A 17,586-nucleotide genomic window follows, 5' to 3' on the forward strand; every position below is an offset into this window, starting at 1 on the left:
AATTTTACACTTGATTACTACAGCTAATATCACCATGCAGTTTGGCTCTAAGCCACTGTTTGAAAACATCTCAGTCAAATTTGGCGGCGGCAACCGATACGGTCTGATCGGCGCTAACGGCTGTGGTAAGTCAACCTTTATGAAGATCTTAGGTGGCGAGCTTGAGCCGACAGGCGGTAATGTCTCTTTAGACGTGAACGAGCGCTTAGGTAAGTTGAGCCAGAACCAGTTTGGTTACGAAGAGTTCAATGTCGTTGATACTGTGATCATGGGTCATACCCAGTTATGGGAAGTCAAAAAAGAGCGTGACCGTATCTATTCACTGCCAGAGATGAGTGAAGAAGACGGTATCAAGGTGGCTGAGCTTGAGATGGAGTTTGCTGAGATGGACGGTTATACCGCCGAATCTCGTGCTGGTGAGCTACTAATGGGTGTAGGTATTGGTGTCGAACAACACTTCGGCCTTATGAGTGAAATTGCACCAGGCTTCAAGCTTCGTGTGCTACTTGCCCAAGCGCTTTTTTCAGATCCAGATGTACTGCTTCTCGATGAGCCAACCAACAACTTGGACATCGATACCATTCGCTGGCTACAAGAGATGCTGAACCAACGTAACAGTACTATGATCATCATCTCTCACGATAGATACTTCCTTAACTCCGTGTGTACTCATATGGCTGACTTGGATTATGGTGAGCTTCGTCTGTTCCCTGGTAACTATGATGAGTACATGATGGCTGCGCAGCAGTCACGTGAGCGTTTGATGTCAGATAACGCTAAAAAGAAAGCGCAAATTGCTGAGCTTCAAGGCTTCGTTGCCCGTTTCTCTGCGAACGCATCAAAAGCTAAGCAAGCAACGTCTCGTGCAAAACTTATCGATAAGATCAAGATTGATGAAGTAAAAGCATCAAGCCGTGTGAATCCATTTATTCGTTTTGAGCAAGAGAAAAAACTGTTCCGTAATGCGCTAGTGGTAGAACAGTTAGAGAAAGGCTTTGATGAAGGTCCACTATTCAAGGGGATGGATTTAATCGTTGAAGTTGGCGAGCGTATCGCTGTTCTTGGTGAGAACGGTGTGGGTAAGACAACATTACTACGTACTCTTATTCATGATATCCCACAAGATAGTGGTACGATTCAATGGTCTGAAAACTCAACCATTGGCTACTATGCACAGGACCATGAGTCAGACTTTGAAAATGATATGACCCTGTTTGACTGGATGAGTCAGTGGCGCAAGCCAGAAGATGATGACCAATCTGTACGTGGTTACTTAGGCCGTATGCTGTTCAGCTCAGATGACATCAAGAAGTCGGTTAAGGTACTTTCTGGTGGTGAGAAAGGTCGTATGTTGTTTGGTAAGCTTATTATGCAGAAGCCAAACATCTTGGTAATGGATGAGCCAACGAACCACATGGATATGGAATCGATTGAATCTTTGAACAATGCGCTAGAGCTGTATGAAGGTACATTAATCTTCGTCAGTCATGACCGTGCATTTGTATCATCGATTGCCAATCGCATCATTGAAGTTAGCAAAGATAGCATTAACGACTTTAAGGGCTCTTATGATGAGTTCCTTACTAGCAAAGGTGTTGAGGGATAGTTTTCTTAACATTTCTTTGAGTCACCATAATGAAAACCAGTTAGTTTGCTAACTGGTTTTTTTTTATAAAATATTAGCGAGGTGATAGCTATTGCATTAGCAGGCCTTCAAGATTAATTCTTTAACCATATAGATTGTGATTATCCAGTACTTTTTCGAGTAGCGAGCTGCGATGACTACGATTACTCTCTCCTGTTCAACTTAGCGCAACCTTCGCCCTGTTAGTCTCTGCGCAAGTATCACTCTCAACTTTCAACCCTAAATCTGGTTAATCAATGAAAATCACCGCAGTAAACCTCTCTAAACTTTCTTTATACAGTTTGTTTGTCACGTCAGTCGCTTCATCATTATGGTCAACTTCACTATCGGCACAAGAAAGTGAAGCGACTGAAGAGGAGCTAAGTGTCGAGGATGAAAAGCATATTGATGATCCTACCCGTATATTGACTCGCTTTGGTGTTGGTTATGATGGGCAACTGACCTTTAACGGCACACTTGGGCTTGATGAGACTCGAATGCTGCGAGTGCAAGTGAATGAAGATGCCAGTGAGTGGCAATTAGGTGGCTCGTGGTTGTTTGATAAAGGTATCGTTAATGTGTTTATGAATGGCCATGAAGAGCGCAATACATACAGTATAGGCACTTTTGTGCCTCTAAATAAGCTTGGATTCGATACCGGTAAATGGCAAGTGTTTCCTATGGCTGGAGCCAACTTTGTTGAAGGTAAAAAAGGTAACTCAAATAGTACTGGTGCCTATGTTGGTGGCTTTGTCATTCGTCCTATCGATGAACATTGGTCTGTTCTAGGCTACAGTGGGGTTTCAGTTGGCAGCAGTGACTACCTTGGTGTGTGGGGGGGAGTGGGTGGCAGCTATAAAATCACCAGCAAACAGAGTATTCGGTTAATGGCTAGCTATTCGGAAGATAGTTATCGAACTGACAATAAGCTAAGCATATCCTATAGCTATGAACTGTAAACGAGTTACTGCTAGACGTTAGAATAGAAACCTAGGGCTAAGCCCTAGGTTTCTCGCTTTAATCTTACTTATCGAAGCGTGTCTCTAGGTAGTCAAATACCGCACGAATACCGAAAGACTCACCACCGACAGGGCGACCTGGCAGTTTGCGGCTGTTCCAACCCATTACATCGAAGTGGCTCCAGCTGATATCTTCATCAACAAAGGCTTCGAGGTAGAGTGCTGCAGTGATAGCACCGCCTTGAGGTACACGGCCACAGTTGGCTAGATCAGCAATATCACTGCTTGTTAGCTCAAGGTATGGCTTATGTAGCGGCATACGCCAGATAGGGTCTTGTACGTTAAGCCCTGATTGAGTCATGTCCAGCGCCACTTGGTCATCATTACTGAAGAAACCTGGTAGCTCAGTACCTAGGGCGATACGCATCGCGCCAGTTAACGTAGCAAAATCAATCATCAGCTCAGGCTTATCATTACTCGCTTCGGCTAATGCATCACATAACACTAAGCGGCCTTCTGCATCGGTATTATCGATTTCAACTGTGATCCCTTTACGGGTTTTAATCACATCACCTGGGCGGAATGCATTGGCCGATACTGCATTCTCAACAGCCGGAACCAATACACGTAGTCGAATAGGTAAGTTACTGGCCATGATCTGGTGAGCAAGACCAATAACATGAGCGGCGCCGCCCATATCTTTCTTCATCAAACGCATACCTGCGCCAGGTTTTAGATCTAAGCCGCCCGAGTCAAAACAGACACCTTTACCGACCAAAGTCACTAGAGGCGCGTTTTCATCACCCCAGGTTAGATCGATAAGGCGAGGTTTATTCTCACTGGCGCGGCCTACCATATGAATCGTTGGGTAATTTTGTGCTAGTAGCTCATCACCGACGATTTGAGTCACTTGGCCACCAAACTCTGAGGCCAAGTTCTCCATCACCTCACCAAGATGCTGAGGCATCATATCGGCTGCGGGGGTGTTGATTAAGTCGCGTACGATAGAGACTGATCGAACCAGTTTTTGTGTTTCATCTACTTGCGCTTGTGTCGGTAATACAAGTTGAGGGTAGCGCTTGTCATTCTTCTTATAACGGTCGAACTTATATGCGCCAAGGCCCCAACTAAAAGCCGCTATTTTTACTTGTTCTTCGGTACCGTTAATGCTGAATTGTCCAGCAGGAAGTTGGTTAACTAGATCGCCACAAACCCAGTACGACTCGGTCTCTTTAGTGACAAAAATAGCTTGAGCCAGTTCACCACTGCTTGCAGGAATAAGACTTAAGCCTTTGCCGTCGAATTGAGTTGTCGACAACCAGTTGGTGGTTTGCTTGTCTTGTTCGGCTAACCAAGTTGAGTATTCATCTGTGTGTAAAATGGTAAGAGGGGTGCCAGAGACACCTGAGATCAATAGTTCAGTCATGTTGGAGTTATGCTCGCTGCTGCTTATTTTAATTTGAGATAGGGATGAAATTAACGCTCGTTCTTAAAACAAGTTATTACACTTTTATAAAAAATAGTGATTAAACTTGTTATCAAAGCTGATGCAACAGAATAGCAGGCTATGGGGTGAGGGGAAAGGCGAGGGGCCGTATAGGCTAAGAAAAGTGACGGTTTATTCGCTCTTACATTGAGCGCTATGAGCGATAATTTTGCTATGGCTAGTTTTCATTTTAGCTCGTTTCGTTTTAGTTGTTTTTCGTTTTAGCCAGCTTGGCAGAATCTCGCAGCCTTTTCTTCTCTGCCATATTGTTAAATGAGCTGGGCAGTACATCGACGCCGACTATCTTGCCAAGCTTAACAACTAAGGGAATAGTGATGGGCGCAAAAGGTAAAACGGCAAACACACCTAGGCCTAAGCCTTTGAGTAGATCGGCAAATTGCTTGTTGGCTTCTTTAAGATCTTCTCTACTCGCCTGCTTTTTGGTGTAACGCTTATAGGTGACCAACATATCTTTGGTCTCCTTCTTCTCTTGGGCTAATGCCTCTTTCAAGATCAGCATGTCGCGTTTTAAACGCATCGAAAAGCGCTTTCTTCCAATACGAAAAACGCGTATCGGTGCTTTATGTGTATGGTGGTAAATTTTCATGGCGCGGATTGTCTCATAGCCGTCCTTAGGGAGATAGGGGCGATACTGTTTTTGTTGCAAGCATTTGTCACAAGTTTTCCCAAACAATCACTTCTGCTTAACGATAGCCTAAAAAGTTAATAGCGTGTGTTTAATGTAAAGCTAGCTCTACAACTATTTTGTCGACAATCTGTCGGTTTTAGTTTGACCAAGACAATTTATATGGCTATATTGTCGACAATCGAATAAAAAAGAAGCACTAATTAAAGGTATGACATTTTTTAGCGAACAGCCAGTCACTGCGGCAGATAAGACCTTTATTCAATTACGAAAAGATATCGTTGAAGGTCAGATCCCGTCAGGCAGTAAGTTAAGTGAGACTGATTTGTCGACAAAATATGCCGTGAGCCGCGCTATCGTACGAGAAGCAATCAATCGCCTTGAGTCGTGCCATATTGTTGAGCGTAAAGCCAATGTGGGAGCCCGAGTCGTCTCTCTGACAAATGAAGGGTTAATTGAGCTTTATCAAGTTCGCGAATCGTTAGAGGGGATGGCGGCTAGGTTAGCCGCTAAAAATATGACAACTGCCGAGATTGATGACCTCAACGCGCTACTTAGCGCCCATTTCGATGAGGTTAAAAGCGGCGAGTCTTACTATCAAGAAGCTGGAGATGTCGACTTTCATTATCGCATCATCTTAGGCAGTAAAAATAAACACCTTATCTCTATGCTCATCAATGGCATCTATCACTTAGTTCGCATGTATCGGGTACAGCTCGGCATGGCAGGCCCTAGAGTCACCACAGCGTTTGATGAGCATAAACATATCGTACAAGCCATATCTAATCGTGATGAGGAGCTCGCAGAAATATTGATGCGACGCCACATCATGTACTCAAAAAATAACGTAGAGAAAAATTTAGCCGAAAGCCGTTAATTAGACGGTCAACGGGTTTTATCGCATTTGATATTCAACATGAATAAAGAGAGGGAATGATGAGCGCAGGTAAGAAGTTTCGTCAGGCATTAGCCGATAACCAGCCACTACAGATAGTAGGCACGATTAACGCGTACAGTGCCATGATGGCCAAGCAGATTGGTCACCAGGCTATCTACCTGTCGGGTGGTGGTGTGGCAAATGCTTCATACGGTTTACCAGATTTGGGCATGACGTCACTCAATGATGTGATTGTGGATGTGCAGCGCATCACCTCAGCGTGCGATCTACCTTTAATGGTGGATATTGATACGGGTTGGGGCGGGGCATTTAATATTGCCAAAACCATACGTGATATGGAAAAGGCCGGTGCTGCTGCGGTACATATGGAAGATCAAGTGGCGCAAAAGCGCTGTGGTCATCGCCCGAATAAAGAGATTGTTTCAACTGAAGAGATGGTTGACCGCATTAAAGCTGCAGTTGATGCCCGCACCGATCCAGACTTCTTTATCATGGCGCGCACGGACTCTTTTGCACAAGAAGGCCTCGACGCTGCAATTGAACGTGCTAAAGCTTATGTGGCTGCTGGCGCTGATGGCATATTCGCCGAAGCGGTAAAAACTGAGGAGCATTACCGTGCATTCTCACAAGCCCTTGATGTGCCAATTTTGGCCAATATTACTGAGTTTGGTCAGACTGAATTGTGGAATAAAGAGCAACTTGGGCAGTGGGGCTGCGCTATGGTGCTTTACCCATTATCGGCATTTCGCGCCATGAACAAGGCGGCAGAGATGGTCTACCAAACGATCCTTAGTGATGGCGATCAAAAAGCGGTCACCGATAAAATGCAGACCCGTATGGAGCTGTATGATTACTTAGGTTATCACGATTATGAGCAGCAGCTTGATAGACTCTTTAGCGAAGGCAAGAACAAGTAATCGTTGAATAATACTGTAAATATTACAGCTTAAGTTAGCAAGATAGCAGTCCGGCGAGTGTGAACACTTTAACTGCTTGCCGGCAAGTTAAGCGTCATAAAACCTTACAAAAAGCATGATAAAAATAGATGACCCGTTATCAAAACTCTGTGAAGGAATACAGAGGCGAGTGCGCAGAGACGAGGTCACAATAAACAAATTGAGGAGAGAGCAATGGTTGATAAGAAATTAAGTGGTGCAGGTTTACGTGGTCAAAGCGCAGGTGAAACAAGCCTTTGTACTGTAGGCAAGTCGGGCAGTGGTTTAACTTACTGTGGTTACGATGTGTCAGACTTGGCCGATAATGCCACATTTGAAGAGGTGGCTTACCTCCTGTTTAATGGCGAGCTGCCAACAGTGGATCAGCTGGCCACCTACAAGGCTGAGCTTAATACCATGCGCGATCTCCCTCAGGCATTAAAAGAGGTGTTGCAGCGTATTCCGCAAGATGCTCATCCTATGGATGTGATGCGCACAGGCTGCTCATTTTTAGGTAATCTTGAGCCAGAGAATGACTTCACTGAACAAAACCGAGCCGCTAACCGTTTGCTGGCCGCGTTTCCTGCCATCATGTGTTACTGGTACAAGTTCTCTCACGAAGGCGTCGAGATAGATTGTATTACCGATGAAGACTCGATTGGCGGACATTTTCTGCACTTGCTAAATGGCAGCACACCGTCAGAGCAGCATCGCCGCGTGATGGATGTGTCGCTCATTCTTTATGCTGAGCATGAGTTTAACGCCTCGACCTTTACCGCACGGGTTTGTGCATCAACCTTATCGGATATGTTCTCTTGCATAACAGGGGCTATCGGTACCTTGCGCGGGCCACTACATGGCGGTGCTAACGAAGCTGCTATGGATATGATCCAGAAATTTAGTTCACCTGCTGATGCTAAAGCTCAGATGGCAGGTATGCTTGAGCGCAAAGAGAAGATCATGGGCTTTGGTCATGCGATTTACCGCACTTCAGATCCCCGTAATGTGATCATTAAAGCCTGGTCTGAGAAGCTCGCTCAAGAGCATGGTGATACTAGCCTTTATGATATCTCAGTCGCTTGTGAAGAGTTTATGTGGGACAGCAAGAAGCTGTTTTGTAACGCGGATTTCTTCCACGCTTCGGCTTACCATTTCATGGGCATTCCGACTAAGTTATTTACCCCAATCTTTGTCTGTTCACGCCTAACAGGCTGGGCAGCCCATGTGATGGAGCAGCGCTCTAATAATCGTATTATCCGCCCAAGCGCCGATTATACCGGTAGTGAGCCACGTAAAGTGACCCCAATCGCAACAAGATAAACATCGGCAACTAAGGCCCTAATCGCTAGGGCCTTCACCCCTCTCTTTATCTTGCGCAAACTGAGTAAATAACCATGAACACCCAATTTCGTAAACCGCTTCCTGGCAGCACGCTCGACTTTTTCGATACCCAAGCCGCTGTCGATGCTATCTCTCCAGGCGCTTTTAGTAAGCTGCCATATTGCTCTCGTGTCTATGCCGAGAACCTAGTGCGCCGCTGTAACCCTGAGACACTAAATGACTGTTTAAGTCAGATCATTGAACGTAAACGCGATCTTGATTTTCCTTGGTACCCTGCGCGCGTAGTGTGCCATGACATTCTTGGCCAAACGGCCCTGGTTGACCTTGCGGGTCTGCGTGATGCCATTGCCGAAAAAGGCGGCGACCCGTCTAAAGTGAACCCTGTTGTGCCGACGCAGCTGATTGTCGATCACTCGCTTGCAGTGGAGCATGCAGGTTTTGAGAAAGATGCTTTCGAGAAAAACCGCGCCATTGAAGATAGACGAAATGATGACAGGTTCCATTTTATCAACTGGACAAAAACCGCATTTGAAAATATCGATGTGATCCAGCCGGGTAACGGCATCATGCACCAGATAAATTTGGAGAAGATGTCACCTGTTGTGCAGTCTCGAGACGGGGTAGCTTTTCCTGATACCTTAGTGGGTACTGACAGCCACACGCCTCATGTTGATGCACTTGGGGTGATAGCTATCGGCGTGGGAGGGCTTGAAGCTGAAAGCGTGATGCTTGGTCGTCCGTCATATATGCGTTTACCGGATATTATCGGTGTTGAGCTGGTGGGCAAGCGTCAGAGTGGTATAACCGCCACCGATATCGTGCTGGCCATCACTGAGTTTTTACGTGGTGAGAAAGTGGTCTCAAGCTACTTAGAGTTCTTCGGCGAGGGAGCAAATGAGCTCACCCTTGGCGATCGCGCTACCATCTCAAATATGACGCCAGAATTTGGCGCCACAGCAGCTATGTTCTATATCGATGATAAGACCATAGACTACCTTAAGCTGACTGGTCGCGACGATACTCAGGTGAAGCTAGTAGAGACCTATGCTAAGCAAGCGGGTTTATGGGCGGATACCTTAACCGAGGTTGAGTATGAGCGCGTGCTGCGCTTCGACCTTTCATCGGTTGGCCGCAACATTGCTGGGCCTTCAAATCCCCATAAGCGGGTGGCCACTAATGCACTGGCCGAAGCTGGGATCACTGGCGAAGTTGAGCAGCATGAAACGTTAATGCCAGATGGCGCCTGTATTATTGCCGCGATTACCAGTTGTACCAATACCTCAAACCCACGTAATGTGATTGCAGCGGGCCTTATTGCCCGTAATGCAAATGCCAAAGGGTTAACGCGTAAGCCTTGGGTGAAAACCTCTCTAGCACCTGGCTCTAAGGCGGTGCAGCTCTATCTTGAAGATGCCAAACTGCTGCCAGAACTTGAGCAGTTAGGTTTTGGTATTGTGGGCTTTGCCTGTACGACTTGTAACGGCATGAGCGGCGCACTGGACCCAGTTATTCAGCAAGAGGTGATTGACAGAGACTTGTACACCACCGCAGTACTTTCGGGCAACCGTAATTTCGATGGTCGTATTCACCCTTACGCCAAGCAAGCTTTCTTAGCCTCGCCGCCTTTAGTTGTGGCTTATGCCATTGCCGGTACGATCCGTTTTGATATCGAAAACGGTGTTTTAGGTCAAGATCTTCAAGGCAATGATGTCACCCTTAAAGATATCTGGCCATCGGATGAAGAGATTGATGCTGTGATTGCTCAAAGCGTTAAGCCTGAGCAGTTCCGCAAAGTGTATGAGCCTATGTTCGATCTGAAAGTCGACTATGGCAACAAAGCGGCAATCGATCCGCAATATGCGTGGCGTCCACAAAGTACCTATATCCGTCGCCCTCCCTATTGGGAAGGTGCACTTGCCGGTGAGCGCTCCATGAAGGGCATGCGTCCGCTAGCAGTGCTGGGCGATAACATCACTACAGATCACCTGTCGCCATCAAACGCGATTATGCTCGACAGTGCCGCTGGAGCGTATCTTGATAAGATGGGCTTACCTGAGGTGGACTTTAACTCCTATGCGACTCACAGGGGCGATCACTTAACGGCTCAACGTGCGACGTTTGCAAACCCTAAGCTATTTAATGAGATGGTTAAGGAAAATGGCGCGGTTAAGCAGGGCTCATTAGCCCGCCTTGAGCCTGAAGGGACGGTAGGACGCATGTGGGAAACCATTGAGACCTATATGGAGCGCAAACAGCCGCTGATCATCATCGCAGGCGCTGATTACGGTCAGGGCTCATCACGAGACTGGGCGGCAAAAGGCGTACGTCTTGCTGGGGTTGAGGTCATCGTAGCCGAAGGGTTTGAGCGAATTCATCGCACCAACCTTGTTGGCATGGGGGTGCTGCCACTTGAGTTTACCGCTGGCGAAACCCGACATACCTATGACATCGATGGTACAGAAACCTATGATGTTATCGGCGATTGCGCGCCGGGCGCAGCCCTGAGCTTAGTCATTACCCGTAAAAATGGCGAGCAAGTCACTGTGCCGGTGAAGTGTCGATTAGATACCGCCGAAGAGGTTTCTATCTATGAAGCGGGCGGCATTTTACAGCGCTTTGCTCAGGACTTTTTAGAAAAAGGCGGTGAGTGATGGCTATTCAGTCAAGCTTTGCGCCGCAGATAAAAGTACCTGCAACCTATATGCGTGGTGGCACCAGTAAGGGGGTTTTCTTCTCCTTAACGGATTTGCCACAGGCAGCTCAGCAAGCGGGGGCTGAGCGTGATGCACTCTTGTTGAGAGTTATCGGCAGTCCAGACCCTTATGGTAAACAGACCGACGGCATGGGCGGGGCGACATCGAGTACCAGTAAAACGGTGATCTTGTCGAAAAGCACGCAAGATAATCACGATGTGGATTATCTATTTGGTCAAGTGGCAATAGATAAGGCCTTCGTCGACTGGAGTGGTAACTGCGGTAATCTATCAGCGGCCGTTGGCGCTTTTGCGATTCATGCAGGCCTTGTCGATGCTGAGCGCATTCCTGAAAATGGTGTTGCTGTGATACGCATTTGGCAGGCAAACATCAGTAAAACCATTATTGCCCATGTGCCCATTACAAATGGTGAAGTGCAGGAAACTGGCGATTTTGAGCTCGATGGCGTCACCTTTGCAGCTGCTGAAATTGGGGTCGATTTTCTCGACCCTGCAGATAAGCCAAAAGCGGGTGAGCCGGGTATGTTTCCCACGGGCAACTTAGTCGATGAGATAAGCCTGCCTGCTGGTGTTTTTAATCAAGGCGCTGATGTAAGAAAAATAAAGGCGACCATGATTGATGCTGGCATTCCGACTATCTTCGTAAATGCCGAAGATATTGGTTATCGCGGGGATGAGTTGCAAGAGGCGATAAATGGTGATGCCAATGCAGTGGAGATGTTTGAAGCCCTGCGCGCTATCGGGGCGGTGCAGATGGGCTTAATTGGCCATGTCGATGAGGCTCAATCTCGTCAACATACGCCCAAAATTGCCTTTGTTTCGCCAGCTATGGATTACATCTCATCCAGCGGTAAGCAAGTTGCAAGCAGTGACATCGACCTTAATGTGCGCGCCCTGTCCATGGGGAAGTTACATCACGCTATGATGGGCACAGCGGCCGTTGCCATAGGCACGGCAGCAGCGGTTCCCGGCACCTTAGTGAATCTGGCGGCTAATAGTGGTTCTAGCGCTAGTAGCATCAAGCCACTTGATGTGGTTAATTTTGGCCACCCCTCTGGAACATTAAAAGTGGGCGCAGAGGCTGAGCAAGTTAATGAGCAATGGACAGTGACTAAAGCGTCGATGAGCCGCAGTGCCAGGATCTTGATGGAGGGATGGGTGAGGGTGCCCCAAGATAGTTTTTAACTTCGAATGAAGTTAAATGCTATTTTCTTGTTGCTGAAATTAGGTTGTATTGGTACTTGAACAATTGTTGAAGGCCATAGCTTCATTGCTATCTATCGCTTGCAGCGGGCTTATATGCACTCTTGTTTTGAGAAAGTTCTGCGAGACGCTGCAAGTCCGTCCATGGAAGCTCACAGCCGCACCTACATTTGGTTTTCCACAATAAGGTTCTATTTTTCTTGAGCCGGAATCCCGTCTTTAATGTAGGAGCAGCTTTAGCCGCGAATTTGTAAGTTTCAACAAGATCAGTATTATTATCTAAATCGACTAGAGTCGTGTTACGTTGTTAATGCCATTATCAATTTAAAAAGGAGTTAAAATTGAATATTAACGCGACATTAATTGGCCAAGTGTTTTTCTTTATATTATTGCTGATCCCACTGTTTGGGTTTATCTGCTACAAGCTAGGTAAGAAGAAAACCACCAACCCTAAAATGGTTGGGTTTATCGGAGCCGCTTTGTCACTTTTCCCGCCATTAAATTTTGTATTCCTTGCTGTGTTGGTGTTAAAAAATGATCTGCCTCTAGAGTTAAGTGATACTTGAGTCATAAAGGTGGTTGTTTAGAAACATGCTAACCAGCAGGGATGTGTCATGAAAATACTTATAGTTTCTGATATTTTTGGTAAAACAGATGCATTAGAGCAATTGGCTTTAGCGCTTAATTCTCCTGCTGAAATATTTGATCCATATAGTGCAGAAATGATGAATTTCAGCGACGAGAAACAAGCCTATGATTATTTCTCATCAGAAGTTGGGCTAGACAAATATACGCAAGCATTAGTTGAGCGTATTAGCGCATGCAGTGAGTCTTTATATCTTATTGGTTTTAGTGTTGGCGCTGCTGCTATTTGGAATATGTCGAATCTGAATATGGTCAAAAATGTCTCTAAAGCAACTTGCTTTTATGGATCTCAAATTCGTAATCACAGAGGCGTAAGACCAAGGTTTCAGATTGATTTAGTGTTTCCTATATCAGAGCTTCATTTTTCCGTGGATGAGCTTATTGCTGATCTTACTACTGAGCTAGCCGCTGATCACAGGGGAATCGATAAAGTATCAATCCGGCAAGTCTCCTTTCTACACGGATTTATGAACAAATATTCCAAAAACTATGATCAATCAGGTTTTGAACAGGAAATGTACCTATTGCAAGAAAGTATCATGTCACCAATAAGTTAGTGGCATTAAAACTGCTTCTCAATATCATGTTTTAGCCGAGTCCCTTAGTTTCAATTAAATCCATGGAGTAACTATTGAACCTATTTCAAGAGTATGAAAAACAGCAGGGCTGGAGAGATTGGGCGCGTTTTATTGCAGATATCCCATTAACTGCTAACGATACAGTTATCGATCTCGGCTGCTCGGTGGGTGATGTTTCTAACTTGCTCTCTCATAAAGTGAAGCATGTGGTTGGGGTTGATATCAACAGTGAGTTTATTGCGTTTTGTGATTCCAGAAAAACCTGCAACCAAAGCTTTGCAGAGAGTGACTTTCAAAATATCGATTATCTTGACATACAGCGTACTTTTGGCGGGGTGAACGGTGTTTGGGCGAGCTACTCTTTGTCCTACTTAAGCGATCCTCTCAGTTATCTAACATCATTATATTCGGTACTCAATGAAGGAGGCTGGATTGCCCTGCTCGATGTGTCCTGCTTTATCTCAGGTAACCTTGCCAAAGAGAGTAAATACTTTGACAGAGTGTTGGCGTTCGAGCAGGCATCATATCGCTCTGGTTTATATGATTTTAATTTCGGCGCTAAGATGCCAGGTATGTTACAGCAGGCCGGCTTTGATATTGTTCATCTTGATGAAGATGTCTTCGACCTTGAACTTAATTTCTCTGGCGCGGCAACCCTTGAGGTTATCGAGGGCTGGACAGCCAGACTTGCCAGAATGAAAAAACTACAAGCCTTTCTAGGTGAAGAGTACCCCAATTTTTGTGATGAATTTCTCGGGAACCTTAGCTGTGAGACTCATGAAAAACGCGGTAATGTCAGGTTTGTGGTAGCAAAAAAGTAGCTTATTGTCTTGTCCTCATAGGAAAGCTAAATATATGAATCGGATGTTACTCCTCATTATTGTCATTTACCTTGCTTTTGGTGCTCTGCTGTATTTAAAGCAGCGCAGCTTTATCTATTTTCCAACACAAGCAGTGGCACATAAGTTCGATGAGCTAACCTTTGATAACGCTGGTGTATCGACGACGAGTATCTTGTTAAATAAAGGCCAGAATAAGGCGATAATCTATTTTGGCGGAAATGCTGAAAATGTTGCCTTTACCGCCCCTGAAATTGAGCAGGAATTTGGCGCTTACTCGGTATATTTAGTCAATTATCGAGGTTACGGCGGCAGCGAGGGCTCACCAAGCGAAGCTGAATTATTCTCAGATGCCTTGACACTGTATGACCACCTGATGTTAACCCATGAGCGTGTATTCGTTATTGGTCGAAGCTTAGGCAGCGGAGTTGCCTCTTACGTGGCTTCACAGCGCCCGGTGGAGAAGTTGGTGTTAGTGACGCCATTTGACAGTATTCAGAGCATCGCTCAAAAACAGTTTCCGATTTACCCTATGTCCATATTACTCAAAGATAAGTTCAATTCAGTAGCGCGTGCTGGGAACATCAATTCAGATATACTGATTTTAGCAGCTGAGAATGACACCATTGTTCGTCGCCAGCACACTGATAAGCTAATAGTGTCATTGATTGATACTACTCCAGAGGTGGTCTTTATAGAAGATGCCGGGCACAATGATATTTCACAGTATTCTACCTATTATCAGTCAATGAGAGCATTTCTTAACGCTCGCTAATTGCTCTCTGTTTGCTCACTGTTGTGTCAGTTTAATAATTTATCTCTATGGAAAGAGTGCTGATATGGAAAGAGCACTGATGTTATTTGAACCATCTCGTCACATTCACACATTCAAACCGATGCCAGCTGACTAACAGTTCCAATGGATGTGCCATTAACCAAAAAGGAAAAGTCATGTTAATCGTAAGAGAAGCCTGCGAGAAAGATATCGATACTGTTTATGATTTGATCATCGCAATAGCGAGGCATCATGATCAGGCGCACTGTGTTGTCACTGATAAAAGTGAATTGCTCAAATCTGGCTTCAGTGAAACCCCACTGTTCGGCGTGTTACTTGCAGAAATTGATGGTGAAGTGGCAGGCTACGCCTCCTATACCTGGAACTACTCTATCTGGCTGGGAGCATCATACATGAATATCGATGATGTGTTTGTATGGGAGAGCTTTAGAGGCCAGAAGGTCGGTGAAGCCTTGATGCAAAAGGCGAGAAGTGTTTGCCAAGTCAAGGGCGTTAATCGAATGAAGTGGGAAGTGGAGCAAGATAACCTGCAGGCGATTAAGTTCTATGAACGTCTGGGGGCAAGTGTTGATATCAAAGGCGTGTGCCGATGGTCTGTAAATTGAGTCGATATTAATAAATACCTCTTTAATAAATCACAATTGCCTCTTTGTTTACACTCTGTTAACTCACGCATACAGCAGAGTGTTTTTTAATATTTAGCCATACCTGACTTCACCTTATGTTCATGCTTAAATAAAACTCAGCTGACATTTTATGCAGCAATAACTATTTCATAATAACAATTAGAAGATTAATAGGAGCTACCAGTATGAGCTGTCCGCACAATAACTATCGGGCCATGGAAGATGATATCCATACAGATTTTAAAGATGATATGTCCTATGGCGATTACCTTAAATTAAATCAGGTGCTAACGGCCCAGCAGCCTTTATCTAATCAACATGATGAGATGTTGTTTATTGTGATCCATCAGTCCAGTGAGCTATGGCTCAAGTTAGCCGGACATGAATTGAGTAGCGCGGTGAAAAATATTCAAGAGGGGGACTTTGGTCACGCGTTTAAAGTGATATCTCGGGTGAAACAGATCCTCAATCAGCTGACGCAATCTTGGAATATTCTTTCGACACTGACCCCAGTGGATTACCTTAAATTTCGTGATGCTTTGGGGCACTCTTCCGGTTTCCAGTCATACGGCTACCGCAAAGTGGAGTTTTTACTGGGCAATAAAAATGAATCTCTGCTAAAAGTTCATGAAAGCGATCCTGTCGTGCATCAGGAGCTAAAAGCTATTTTAGATGCGCCGAGCCTCTATGATGTGACCCTTAAGGTATTACATGACAATGGCCTTTCTATAGACGCAGATGTGCTAAGCAGAGATTTCAGTCAAGCCTATCAGAGTAATGATTCAGTGTTAAAAGCTTGGATAAATGTCTACCAAAATGCCGATGAGCATTTTCAGCTTTATGAACTTGCTGAAAAGCTGATTGATATTGAAGATAGCTTTCAGCAGTGGCGATTTAAGCATATGTACACGGTGCAGCGAATTATCGGTAATAAAATGGGCACAGGGGGGTCATCGGGTGTTGGCTTTTTGAAAAAAGCATTAGATATCAGCTTTTTCCCTGAGCTATTTGAGCTTAGAACTCATTTGTAAGCTCACGTATAACTCATTTATAAAAAAGCTTATTCACCATAAATAACAATGACACTCGCTTTGAAAGAGAGGAAAGTATGAGCCAAGATATCGCGCTAACCCTGCAGCCACACTACAGCCAATTTAACGTCAGTGAACGTATCTTGTTGTCGGGGCATTCTCATCAAGCTTGGCCCGATGTGGCGAAACAGGGCTTGTTAAATTGCTTTGATGACGCAGCAAAGCATATTGATGATAAGTGGCAGGCAGCTTTTGAGAAAGCTGACAGAGTGCGAGATTTTTATCGCTCTTTGCTCGGAGAGCCTAATGCACAGATAGCCTTAGGGGCATCCACCCATGAGTTATTACTGCGTTTTTTGTCAGATCTAAATTGCTTTAAACAGTCAATGGCTAGGCCAATTAAGATAGTGACTACCGATGGCGAGTTTCACTCACTGCGCCGTCAGCTTAACCGCTTAAAAGACCTTAATGTCGATATTGAGGTGGTGCCTGTTCAACCAAGCAGCACCTTAGCTGAGCGTATCAACAATAAGCTTGATGATAAAACCGATGCCGTCATGGTGTCCGCTGTGTTCTTCGGTACTAGTGAGATATTCAAAGAGGTGGGTTTAGTGGCAAAGGCCGCCGAAAGCTTGAATATTCCCTGTTTAGTCGATGCCTATCATGCGCTGAATGTGGTGCCCTTTAACCTTAAAGCGTGGCAGCTAGACTCAGCATTTGTGGTCGCTGGTGGCTATAAATACTGCCAAGCAGGTGAGGGGAACTGCATGCTTAGGATCCCCGAAAACTATCAAGGTAGCCCAATTATCACAGGCTGGTATGCCGAGTTTGATGTGCTCAATCAAGCGCCTGGTAAAGTCGGTTTTGGTCCGGGTCAGAGTGCATTTGCAGGCTCGACCTATGATCCAAGCAGCCATTACCGCGCCGCTGAGGTATTTGATTTTTTTGAGGAACAACACCTTAGCGATACTAAGCTCAGAGAGAGTAGTCAGCGGCAGATAAGCCTGCTATGGCAAGGGATTGAAGCTATGGGACTCAGTCAAGAATGTCTAGGCTTACCGTCACATGCTATTGCCGATAATGCTGGCTTTCTAGCACTGACTACAGCGAAAGCGAGTGAATGGGTGGCAGAGCTGGCTCAGCTAGGGGTTTTATGTGATAGCCGTGGCAATCAACTCAGATTTGGCCCAGCGCCTTATGTGACAACTTCTCAACTTGAGCAAGCACTCAATGTGGTTGAAGCTCTAGCAAAACGGATTGGCTAGC

The 17,586-nt window shown here is 45.4% G+C and carries 16 protein-coding genes; 14 read left to right on the top strand and 2 right to left on the bottom strand.

The window, feature by feature from the left end:
* Positions 1-10 precede the first annotated feature (10 nt).
* Both BM736_RS02820 and BM736_RS02825 read left to right on the top strand, forming a co-directional pair.
* Positions 11-1,606 (top strand): ABC-F family ATPase, encoded by a 1,596-nt coding sequence (locus tag BM736_RS02820; protein WP_076409862.1) that lies wholly within the window; start codon positions 11-13, stop codon positions 1,604-1,606.
* A gap of 275 nt (positions 1,607-1,881) precedes the next feature.
* Complete coding sequence (locus BM736_RS02825) at positions 1,882-2,583, top strand: hypothetical protein (RefSeq protein WP_083699802.1); 702 nt, start codon at positions 1,882-1,884, stop codon at positions 2,581-2,583.
* Positions 2,584-2,647: 64 nt separating this feature from the next.
* On the opposite strand, the gene BM736_RS02830 is transcribed toward BM736_RS02825, so the two are convergent.
* Positions 2,648-4,009, bottom strand: coding sequence for a M17 family metallopeptidase (locus BM736_RS02830; protein ID WP_076408331.1), 1,362 nt, complete (start codon positions 4,007-4,009; stop codon positions 2,648-2,650).
* Positions 4,010-4,274: 265 nt separating this feature from the next.
* Positions 4,275-4,676, bottom strand: coding sequence for a hypothetical protein (locus tag BM736_RS02835; protein ID WP_076408334.1), 402 nt, complete (start codon positions 4,674-4,676; stop codon positions 4,275-4,277).
* A gap of 250 nt (positions 4,677-4,926) precedes the next feature.
* On the opposite strand from BM736_RS02835, the gene BM736_RS02840 reads away from it, so the two are divergent.
* From BM736_RS02840 to BM736_RS02895, 12 genes are all read left to right on the top strand, one after another.
* Positions 4,927-5,592 carry a GntR family transcriptional regulator gene (locus BM736_RS02840; RefSeq protein WP_076408337.1) on the top strand — a complete coding sequence of 222 codons (666 nt, stop codon included), beginning with the start codon at positions 4,927-4,929 and terminating at the stop codon, positions 5,590-5,592.
* 59 nt (positions 5,593-5,651) lie between these two features.
* The gene (gene prpB, locus BM736_RS02845) at positions 5,652-6,530 is read left to right on the top strand and encodes a methylisocitrate lyase (protein ID WP_076409866.1); all 879 of its coding nucleotides are present in this window, start codon (positions 5,652-5,654) and stop codon (positions 6,528-6,530) included.
* Positions 6,531-6,743: 213 nt separating this feature from the next.
* On the top strand, positions 6,744-7,868 hold the full coding sequence (gene prpC, locus BM736_RS02850; protein WP_076408340.1) for a 2-methylcitrate synthase: 1,125 nt from the start codon (positions 6,744-6,746) through the stop codon (positions 7,866-7,868).
* A 74-nt stretch (positions 7,869-7,942) separates the two neighbouring features.
* Complete coding sequence (gene acnD / locus BM736_RS02855) at positions 7,943-10,540, top strand: Fe/S-dependent 2-methylisocitrate dehydratase AcnD (protein ID WP_076408343.1); 2,598 nt, start codon at positions 7,943-7,945, stop codon at positions 10,538-10,540.
* On the top strand, positions 10,540-11,787 hold the full coding sequence (gene prpF, locus BM736_RS02860; RefSeq protein WP_076408345.1) for a 2-methylaconitate cis-trans isomerase PrpF: 1,248 nt from the start codon (positions 10,540-10,542) through the stop codon (positions 11,785-11,787). The genes acnD and prpF overlap by 1 nt, the downstream gene beginning before the upstream one ends.
* 359 nt (positions 11,788-12,146) lie before the next feature.
* A complete protein-coding gene (locus BM736_RS02865; RefSeq protein ID WP_076408347.1) occupies positions 12,147-12,371 on the top strand; it encodes a hypothetical protein in 225 nt (74 codons plus the stop codon).
* Between the two features lie 48 nt (positions 12,372-12,419).
* Complete coding sequence (locus tag BM736_RS02870; RefSeq protein WP_076408350.1) at positions 12,420-13,007, top strand: dienelactone hydrolase family protein; 588 nt, start codon at positions 12,420-12,422, stop codon at positions 13,005-13,007.
* Between the two features lie 74 nt (positions 13,008-13,081).
* The gene (locus tag BM736_RS02875) at positions 13,082-13,849 is read left to right on the top strand and encodes a class I SAM-dependent methyltransferase (RefSeq protein WP_076408353.1); all 768 of its coding nucleotides are present in this window, start codon (positions 13,082-13,084) and stop codon (positions 13,847-13,849) included.
* Between the two features lie 34 nt (positions 13,850-13,883).
* Positions 13,884-14,642, top strand: a complete 759-nt coding sequence (locus tag BM736_RS02880) for an alpha/beta hydrolase (RefSeq protein WP_076408356.1) — start codon at positions 13,884-13,886, stop codon at positions 14,640-14,642.
* Positions 14,643-14,818: 176 nt separating this feature from the next.
* On the top strand, positions 14,819-15,268 hold the full coding sequence (locus tag BM736_RS02885) for a GNAT family N-acetyltransferase (RefSeq protein ID WP_076408359.1): 450 nt from the start codon (positions 14,819-14,821) through the stop codon (positions 15,266-15,268).
* 206 nt (positions 15,269-15,474) lie between these two features.
* The gene (kynA, locus tag BM736_RS02890) at positions 15,475-16,320 is read left to right on the top strand and encodes a tryptophan 2,3-dioxygenase (protein ID WP_076408362.1); all 846 of its coding nucleotides are present in this window, start codon (positions 15,475-15,477) and stop codon (positions 16,318-16,320) included.
* A 77-nt stretch (positions 16,321-16,397) separates the two neighbouring features.
* The gene (locus tag BM736_RS02895; RefSeq protein ID WP_076408364.1) at positions 16,398-17,585 is read left to right on the top strand and encodes an aminotransferase class V-fold PLP-dependent enzyme; all 1,188 of its coding nucleotides are present in this window, start codon (positions 16,398-16,400) and stop codon (positions 17,583-17,585) included.
* The last annotated feature ends 1 nt before the right edge of the window (position 17,586 follow it).

Origin of the sequence: Shewanella sp. UCD-KL12 (genome assembly GCF_001957125.1) — a bacterium.
GTDB lineage: Bacteria > Pseudomonadota > Gammaproteobacteria > Enterobacterales > Shewanellaceae > Shewanella.

What these genes read in the sequence shown, in the direction of transcription:
- BM736_RS02825 (WP_083699802.1), top strand. Translation starts at nt 1,882, where the DNA reads ATGAAAATCACCGCAGTAAACCTCTCTAAACTTTCTTTATACAGTTTG.
- BM736_RS02830 (WP_076408331.1), bottom strand. Translation starts at nt 4,009, where the DNA reads ATGACTGAACTATTGATCTCAGGTGTCTCTGGCACCCCTCTTACCATT.
- BM736_RS02835 (WP_076408334.1), bottom strand. Translation starts at nt 4,676, where the DNA reads ATGAAAATTTACCACCATACACATAAAGCACCGATACGCGTTTTTCGT.
- BM736_RS02840 (WP_076408337.1), top strand. Translation starts at nt 4,927, where the DNA reads ATGACATTTTTTAGCGAACAGCCAGTCACTGCGGCAGATAAGACCTTT.
- prpB (WP_076409866.1), top strand. Translation starts at nt 5,652, where the DNA reads ATGAGCGCAGGTAAGAAGTTTCGTCAGGCATTAGCCGATAACCAGCCA.
- prpC (WP_076408340.1), top strand. Translation starts at nt 6,744, where the DNA reads ATGGTTGATAAGAAATTAAGTGGTGCAGGTTTACGTGGTCAAAGCGCA.
- acnD (WP_076408343.1), top strand. Translation starts at nt 7,943, where the DNA reads ATGAACACCCAATTTCGTAAACCGCTTCCTGGCAGCACGCTCGACTTT.
- prpF (WP_076408345.1), top strand. Translation starts at nt 10,540, where the DNA reads ATGGCTATTCAGTCAAGCTTTGCGCCGCAGATAAAAGTACCTGCAACC.
- BM736_RS02870 (WP_076408350.1), top strand. Translation starts at nt 12,420, where the DNA reads ATGAAAATACTTATAGTTTCTGATATTTTTGGTAAAACAGATGCATTA.
- BM736_RS02880 (WP_076408356.1), top strand. Translation starts at nt 13,884, where the DNA reads ATGAATCGGATGTTACTCCTCATTATTGTCATTTACCTTGCTTTTGGT.
- BM736_RS02885 (WP_076408359.1), top strand. Translation starts at nt 14,819, where the DNA reads ATGTTAATCGTAAGAGAAGCCTGCGAGAAAGATATCGATACTGTTTAT.
- kynA (WP_076408362.1), top strand. Translation starts at nt 15,475, where the DNA reads ATGAGCTGTCCGCACAATAACTATCGGGCCATGGAAGATGATATCCAT.
- BM736_RS02895 (WP_076408364.1), top strand. Translation starts at nt 16,398, where the DNA reads ATGAGCCAAGATATCGCGCTAACCCTGCAGCCACACTACAGCCAATTT.